Genomic DNA, 6590 nt, shown 5'->3' with positions numbered 1-6590 from the left:
GTTGGCTGTGTGTGGTAACCACCAACCTAAGAGGTCTTCACCTATTCACGATGTAACCAACGTCCTGACTCAGTACAACTAGCCCCGCACCGGATCCCCCGGGCGCTGATTAGTGGCCCGGGTGATCGGTGTGGTCAGCAGTGGGCGCCGGGGAAGGTGTCGCGTCCCCTCCGGCGCCGCTGATGGCCGGGCCGATGACGAACGCGGACAGGGAGAACATGGCTGCGAAGACCAGCAAACCCACAGCCGGGGCGACCCAGCTGCCGAACCGCCGGTAAAGGCGGATCAGCATGGGTACGGACGCCAGCAGCCCGAGCGCGCCGAACAATGCGGTGCCGCCGGATCCGGCGACCAGCGCCGTCCCGGCGAGCAGCCCAATATGGTGCAGGACGTGCGGCAGGAGCCCCATGATCAGGCCGACCGCACCGACCAGCGCGTGCCACAACGCCTGGAACCTGCTCCTGAGGCCATGCCCTGAAGGGCCTGGCCGGTCATGGGCGGTCTGAGGATGGTGGGAAGAATGGTCAGCTGTCACAGACTCTGCTTTCAGGAATTTTCCTCCGGTATTTGCCGGAACGGCTCATTCCTCGGCACCATGCCGGGACCGGACAACGAGCACCGGGGATGGCGAATGATGAACAAGCTGACTGGATACCGATCCGAGCAGCAACCCTGTGAACCCGCCCAAACCCCGGGAGCCAACAACGAGCAGGTCAGCGTCCTCTGCCGCCCGGAGGAGGACCGCGGCCGCGGTGCCTTGGTCGACCTCGCCGGTGACGGGGACCCCTTTGCTGTCCACCCGCTTCAGCGCTTCGTCCTGGAGCCGGCGGGCAGCCTGGGGAAAGAGGTCTGGGTCATGGATCAGGCCTTCCATTCCTACCGTCACCGGCGGGAAGGCCCAGGCGGTCACGGCGCGAACTTTCCCGCCGCGCAGCCGCGCTTCTTCCACTGCCCACTCCAAAGCCCGGCGCGAGGGAGCGGAACCATCCACCCCCACCACGATCCTGAATACACCATTCCCGCCCATGGGCACCGCCTTCCGCCAGTTCTTCACGTGTGCCTCAGTGTTTCCCCTGCTGGTGGTCACCGCAAGGGTCCGAAGTCCCGTGGCGGGCGGCGCTCCACCTGGCGGAACCGAACCCGAGGTGCCGCATCAGGGGATCCGTCCGTACAGTGCCCGGAATCAGCGGCAACAGCATGTGGAAAGGTGCGTCATGCTGTTGCTGCGGCGGGCACGCCAAAGGCCGGTTGTTCAGTGCCCCCAAGGTACTGAACAACCGGCCTTCAGTGGTTTGTTAGCCTGCGCGGACGAAGGTGGCGGCGCCTTGGAGGTCATCCAGGTCAGGGGTGGACGGTGGTTTCGTTTTGCCGTTCAGGCCGGAGCTTAGGACTTGGCCGTTGCCGACGTGGCCGGGCTGCATGACCATGTCTCCGGGCTGGGGGCAGGTGACAACCGTGCCGCAATTCATGAACGGCTGTGGCGCAGCCGAATACCCCCTGGGGGTACTTGAATCGGTACCCCGCGGGGGTATATAAAGGGAGGGTTATGGAGAGGACCATCATGGCCCATGAAAGTGACAGCTTCCCGTCCGCCGCGATTGCGGACCACGGGTACAGCAACAAAAAAGAGGCTTACCTTCGCCGGTTGAAGCTCATCGAAGGCCAAGTACGAGGCATCGCCCGCATGGTCGGTGAGGATGCCTACTGCATCGACATCCTTACCCAGGTCGCGGCGGTGAACAAAGCCCTTCACGCCGTGAGTATGGGGCTGCTCGAAGAACACATAGGACATTGCGTGGTGAACGCTGCAGCCGCCTCGGATGAGGCCGGCGAAGCAAAGGTTAAGGAAGCGACGGACGCCATTGGGCGCCTGCTGCGGTAGAAGATTAGGGAGAAACGCATGAGCGTGACGACAACGGTCAATATTTCCGGGATGCACTGCGGCCACTGCGTGGCATCGGTGACCGAAGAGCTGCAGGAACTTGAGGGCGTCGCTGCCGTGGACGTTTCCCTGAACAAGGACGGCGTCTCGGTCGCCACCATCACGTCCGCGGCCAAGCTGGACGCGGAGCGGATCGACGCGGCGATAGCTGAAGCCGGTTACACCGTCGTGGCCGGCGGTTAGGCGTGGATACGGAAACCCTCGCCTCCGGCACCCGCATCATCGAACTCGACATCCAGGGCATGACCTGTGCGTCCTGTGTTGCCCGGGTAGAGCGGAAACTGGGAAAACTTGAGGGCGTCGACGCCAGTGTAAACCTGCCGCTGGAATCCGCCCGGGTCATCGTCCCGGACGGCATTTCGGACCAGCAGATTCTCGACACGGTGGCCGCCACCGGCTATGCGGCTGGGCTCAAAGCCGACAGGGCAGCGGCGGACAAGGCGCAGCAGGATGCGGCGGCGACCGCTCACCCTGCCGATGCGGGCGGGGATGACCAGGCTGCCGCAGCGAAGGCCGTTGCCGGGACCCTGCGGCCCCGGCTTCTGGTGGCCGCGATTTTTACTTTGCCGGTTCTGGTGATCTCCATGGTTCCCGCCGCACAGTTCCCGCACTGGGGCTGGGTTGCTTTTGCCCTCAGCGCCCCGGTCGTCAGCTGGGCCGCGTGGCCCTTCCACCGGGCGGCGGCGATCAACGCCCGGCACCTGGCCTCCACCATGGACACCCTGGTGTCCATCGGTGTCAGTGCCGCCTTCCTGTTCTCGGCGTGGCAGCTTTTAGCCGATCCTGCGCTGACGCAGCACCCCGGCATGGACATGAGCGCCCATGCCCTGTACTTCGAAGTCGCAGCCGTGGTGACAACCTTCCTGCTGCTGGGCCGGTATCTGGAAGCCAACGCCAAGCAGCGGGCAGGCAATGCCCTGCGCGCACTGCTGAACCTCGGAGCAAAGGAAGCCACGGTGGTCCGGGACGGGACAGAGTCCCAGGTCCCTGTCGATCTACTCGTCCCCGGCGATGTCTTCCTCGTCCGCCCCGGGGAAAAGATCCCGACCGACGGATTCGTCGTCGAGGGCCAGGGCGCGGTGGACACCTCCCTCATCACGGGCGAATCACTGCCGGTCGAAGTCGGCGTGGACGACACGGTGATCGGAGCGACGATCAACGCCAACGGCCGTCTGCTGGTCAAAGCCACCCGTGTGGGCAGTGAGACCACCCTCGCCCAAATGGGCAAACTCGTCAGCCAGGCCCAAAGCGGGAAGGCGGCAATCGCCCGGCTGGCGGACCGCATCAGCGCGGTCTTTGTTCCGGTGGTCCTTGGTGTCTCCGCCACCACCTTCGCAGGATGGCTTCTCAGCACCGGTGATCCGCAAGCGGCCTTCACGGCCGCGGTGGCCGTACTGGTGATTGCCTGCCCGTGCGCGCTGGGTCTTGCCACCCCCACGGCGCTGCTGACCGGAACGGGCCGCGGCGCCCAACTGGGCATCCTGATCAAAGGACCGCAGGTTCTGGAAGACACCAGGACCGTGGATACCATCGTGCTGGATAAGACCGGAACGGTCACTAGCGGCAAGCTGTCCGTCTCAGCTGTCCAGGCCCTGGGCGGGACCAGCGAGGATGAGCTGCTCGTCCTGGCCGGGGCCGTGGAGGCGGCCAGTGAACATCCCGTTGCGCACGCCATCGTGCGGGCAGCAAGAAGGGATGGGCCGCTTCCAGCAGTGGCGGGCTTTGACAGCGCACCCGGCGGGGGCGTGCGCGGGACGGTGAACGGCCGCGCCGTCGTCGTGGGGCGTGCCGGCTGGCTGCAGGAGAACGGTATTGATGGCCCCGCCGGTGGGGGGCAGTTGCTGCGGGCGCTGGAGGATTCTGGCGCGACAGTGATCTGGGTGGGTGTCGATGGGGAAGCTGCCGGTCTGGTCAGCCTCACCGACACGGTCAAACCCGGCTCTGCCGCCGCGATCGCCCGGTTGAAGGAGCTGGGGCTCCGTCCTGTTCTCCTGACCGGTGACAACGCTTCGGCGGCGTTAGCCGTGGCCGCCCAGGTGGGCATCCCGGCCCAGGATGTCCTGGCGGGGGTCCTGCCCGAAGGCAAGGTTGAGGCCGTGGGCCGACTGCAGAAGTCCGGGGCGACAGTGGCCATGGCCGGGGACGGTGTCAATGACGCCGCAGCCCTGGCCCAGGCGGATCTGGGCATCGCCATGGGCAGCGGCACGGACGTCGCCATCGCTGCGGCTGATTTGACGGTCATGGGAAGCGACCTGGGCCAGGTCGCGGAGGCCATCGAGCTGTCGCGCCGGACGCTGGCCACGATCAAGACCAACCTGTTCTGGGCGTTCTTCTACAACGCCGTCGGCATCCCGGTCGCCGCGCTGGGGCTGCTGAATCCGATGATCGCCGGCGCTGCGATGGCCGCCAGCTCGGTCCTGGTGGTCAGCAACTCGCTGCGGCTGCGCCGCTTCGGCAGCCGCACAAAATGACTCTTCTATGGGTTCTGTCAAGCCATGGTGGTTTGGAGTTGGCGGAAGATGGAGCGGCAGACGTAGCGTTTGAGGTTCCGGCGGATCTCACGGTTTGATTTGCCTGTTGCCCGGCTGCGGGCGACGTAGTCCTTGGTTGCGGTGTCGAAGCTCATTCGGGTGCGGACGATGACGTCGAAGGCGCGGTTGAGTTGGCGGTCGCCGGAGCGGTTGAGCCGGTGTCTGGTGGTGTGACCGGAGGACGCAGGGCGTGGCGCAACGCCGCCTAGGGCGGCAAAGGCCGCCTCTGAACGGATCCGGCCGTGATGGGAGTAGGCGCAAATGATGATCGCCCCTGTTACGGGACCGACTCCGGGTGTGGTTTGGAGTCCTGGAGCCAGTTCTTCGGTGAGCTGGGCCAAGGCCTTGTGATTTGCGGCGAGCTGGATCGTGAGGTCTTTGACGGCCGATGCCAGGCGTGTGGCTTCGGCACGTGCAATTCGAAGCATGGGGTCCACGACGTTGGAGCTGCGCCAGGCTGCGATGGTGCTGATCTGAGCATCACGCAGGGATGACCGGGCGTCGATTCCGAGGTCGGTGCCGCGGAGTAGGGCTGTGAGGGCGTTGCGGTTGGCTGTCGGTTGGTGATCCAGCAGGGACCGGGAGGCCAACAGGATCCTGATCGCTGCCCGGGTTCCGGCCGCGCGTGGTTCCATGACTTGCTCGCGGGGACGTCCAAGGACGGAGCGGGCAGCGGCTTCGGCGTCGATGGGATCGGACTTGCCGGTCAGGGCCCGTGACGAGCGTGCCGGTGGCCTGACTTCGCCCACGTCGATGCCGACCGCCAGCAGTGCTTGAGTGAGTTGGGCGCCATAGGAGGATGTGCCTTCGACCGCTGCGAGTACTCTTTCCCCGCCGGTGCGGCGCCGGATCCAGGTGATAGCTCAGTCCATTCCCGCGGAGGTGGCTGGGAACACCGCGGTGTCGACCACGGCACCGATTGCGCAGTGAACGGCTGTGAATGTGTGGGTGCGGGCGTGGGTGTCGACTCCGACGACGAACTCGAATTCCTCTGCGATGATCGCCATAGTGTGCTCTCCTCTTCTCATTAACCCGGTTAGGTGACAGGAGCCTGCCTGGGTCGCTTGGAGATGCATCTGTAACGGGTCACACCCAACTGGTGGACAGTCTTCTGATCAGGTCATCCGCGCGGGCAGGCCGTGCCCGGAGAATGGTGCGGACAAGTCATTTTCAAGACACCGCCTGAGCGGGTCGGATGTACCCTGAGTCACACGCCGTCCTCCGGGACCAGCCTGCCAGCCAACCTCGGGCCGGCACCTGACCATTACAGTGATTCCCGCTATGCCACGGGATGCTGAAGGCCGGCGATTCACTGCCCCCAAGGCAGTGAATCGCCGGCCTTCAGTGGTTTATTTGCCAGCGCGGACGAAGGTGACGGCGCCCTTGGAAGTCATCCACGTCAGCGGGTGCACGGCCGTTTCGTTCTTGCCGTTCAGGCCCGAACTGAGGACCTGACCGTTGCCGACGTAGATCCCGACGTGGCCGGGCTGCATGACCATGTCACCGGGCTGAGGATCGGTCACCACCGTGCCGTAGTTCATGAACTGCATCGGGCCAAGGTCTCCCACCGGGATCCCTGCGGCGTTAAGGGCGTTTTCCACCAGCCGCGTGCAGTCCTGGATCATGCCGATCTGGGCGTAGGCGGAGGAAACCATAATAGCGTTGATGCCCCCGGCTGCCGGTGCCGCGACCGGGGCTGCAGCGGCCGGAGCGACGGTAATCTGCGCCTTCGGTTTCGCGGCCGGGGCAGGTGCCGTCGACGCTTTGGGGGTCTCCGCCACGACCGGCTTGGGTGCCTCCACCACCGGGGCAGGGATGGTCTCTACCGCGGGACGTTCGTAAGAGATCTGGACCGTGGAGTCCGCGGTGAGCGGCGCCTGGACCTGGCCCGCAACTTCCAACGTCGAGGCCGGCTCCGCATCACGCTGGGGTGGGGCCTCGGCTGCCTGCGCGGCAATACCGCTGGTCAGGACAAGGCCGGAAGCAGCCGCAATAACAGCTGCCTGGCGGCCTGCGACACCGGCGTTGCCGGCAACAGATTTGGACAGGACCCCAAGGGCACTGGTCTGGACAGGGACCGCACGATGGCGGCCATGACTTTTGCGCATGGGCATGAA

At 65.4% G+C, this 6590-nt stretch carries 7 protein-coding genes and 1 pseudogene; 3 read left to right on the top strand and 5 right to left on the bottom strand.

From position 1 onward, the window contains the following. Positions 1 to 109: 109 nt before the first annotated feature. The 3 genes from PV772_RS15245 to PV772_RS15235 all read right to left on the bottom strand — a co-directional run bounded on the left by PV772_RS15245 (position 110) and on the right by PV772_RS15235 (position 1427). The gene (locus PV772_RS15245; RefSeq protein ID WP_206073935.1) at positions 110 to 445 is read right to left on the bottom strand and encodes a hypothetical protein; all 336 of its coding nucleotides are present in this window, start codon (positions 443 to 445) and stop codon (positions 110 to 112) included. A 135-nt stretch (positions 446 to 580) separates the two neighbouring features. Next, a complete protein-coding gene (locus tag PV772_RS15240; protein WP_109045800.1) occupies positions 581 to 1027 on the bottom strand; it encodes a universal stress protein in 447 nt (148 codons plus the stop codon). A 268-nt stretch (positions 1028 to 1295) separates the two neighbouring features. Next, the gene (locus tag PV772_RS15235; RefSeq protein ID WP_347886678.1) at positions 1296 to 1427 is read right to left on the bottom strand and encodes a hypothetical protein; all 132 of its coding nucleotides are present in this window, start codon (positions 1425 to 1427) and stop codon (positions 1296 to 1298) included. A 134-nt stretch (positions 1428 to 1561) separates the two neighbouring features. On the opposite strand from PV772_RS15235, the gene PV772_RS15230 reads away from it, so the two are divergent. The 3 genes from PV772_RS15230 to PV772_RS15220 are packed head-to-tail and all read left to right on the top strand — an operon-like array spanning position 1562 to position 4413. After that, positions 1562 to 1882 (top strand): metal-sensitive transcriptional regulator, encoded by a 321-nt coding sequence (locus tag PV772_RS15230; protein ID WP_206073936.1) that lies wholly within the window; start codon positions 1562 to 1564, stop codon positions 1880 to 1882. Positions 1883 to 1900: 18 nt separating this feature from the next. Beyond that, on the top strand, positions 1901 to 2125 hold the full coding sequence (locus PV772_RS15225; protein WP_109045780.1) for a heavy-metal-associated domain-containing protein: 225 nt from the start codon (positions 1901 to 1903) through the stop codon (positions 2123 to 2125). A gap of 2 nt (positions 2126 to 2127) precedes the next feature. Next, a complete protein-coding gene (locus PV772_RS15220) occupies positions 2128 to 4413 on the top strand; it encodes a heavy metal translocating P-type ATPase (protein ID WP_347886677.1) in 2286 nt (761 codons plus the stop codon). A 17-nt stretch (positions 4414 to 4430) separates the two neighbouring features. Here the strand turns inward: PV772_RS15220 and PV772_RS15215 are convergent. Together PV772_RS15215 and PV772_RS15210 are read right to left on the bottom strand one after the other, a co-directional pair. Then, a pseudogene (locus PV772_RS15215) lies at positions 4431 to 5480 on the bottom strand (IS110 family transposase). 342 nt (positions 5481 to 5822) lie between these two features. Next, complete coding sequence (locus PV772_RS15210; protein ID WP_347886676.1) at positions 5823 to 6587, bottom strand: NlpC/P60 family protein; 765 nt, start codon at positions 6585 to 6587, stop codon at positions 5823 to 5825. Between the last annotated feature and the right edge of the window lie 3 nt (positions 6588 to 6590).

Source organism: Pseudarthrobacter sp. CC12, from assembly GCF_039907755.1.
GTDB classification, from domain to species: domain Bacteria; phylum Actinomycetota; class Actinomycetes; order Actinomycetales; family Micrococcaceae; genus Arthrobacter; species Arthrobacter niigatensis.
This window is presented reverse-complemented; position numbering and strand designations above follow the sequence as displayed.

Coding starts and splice junctions, on each gene's coding strand:
- PV772_RS15240 (WP_109045800.1), bottom strand. CDS start 1,027: ATGGGCGGGAATGGTGTATTCAGGATCGTGGTGGGGGTGGATGGTTCC.
- PV772_RS15235 (WP_347886678.1), bottom strand. CDS start 1,427: ATGGTCATGCAGCCCGGCCACGTCGGCAACGGCCAAGTCCTAAGCTCC.
- PV772_RS15230 (WP_206073936.1), top strand. CDS start 1,562: ATGGCCCATGAAAGTGACAGCTTCCCGTCCGCCGCGATTGCGGACCAC.
- PV772_RS15225 (WP_109045780.1), top strand. CDS start 1,901: ATGAGCGTGACGACAACGGTCAATATTTCCGGGATGCACTGCGGCCAC.
- PV772_RS15210 (WP_347886676.1), bottom strand. CDS start 6,587: ATGCCCATGCGCAAAAGTCATGGCCGCCATCGTGCGGTCCCTGTCCAG.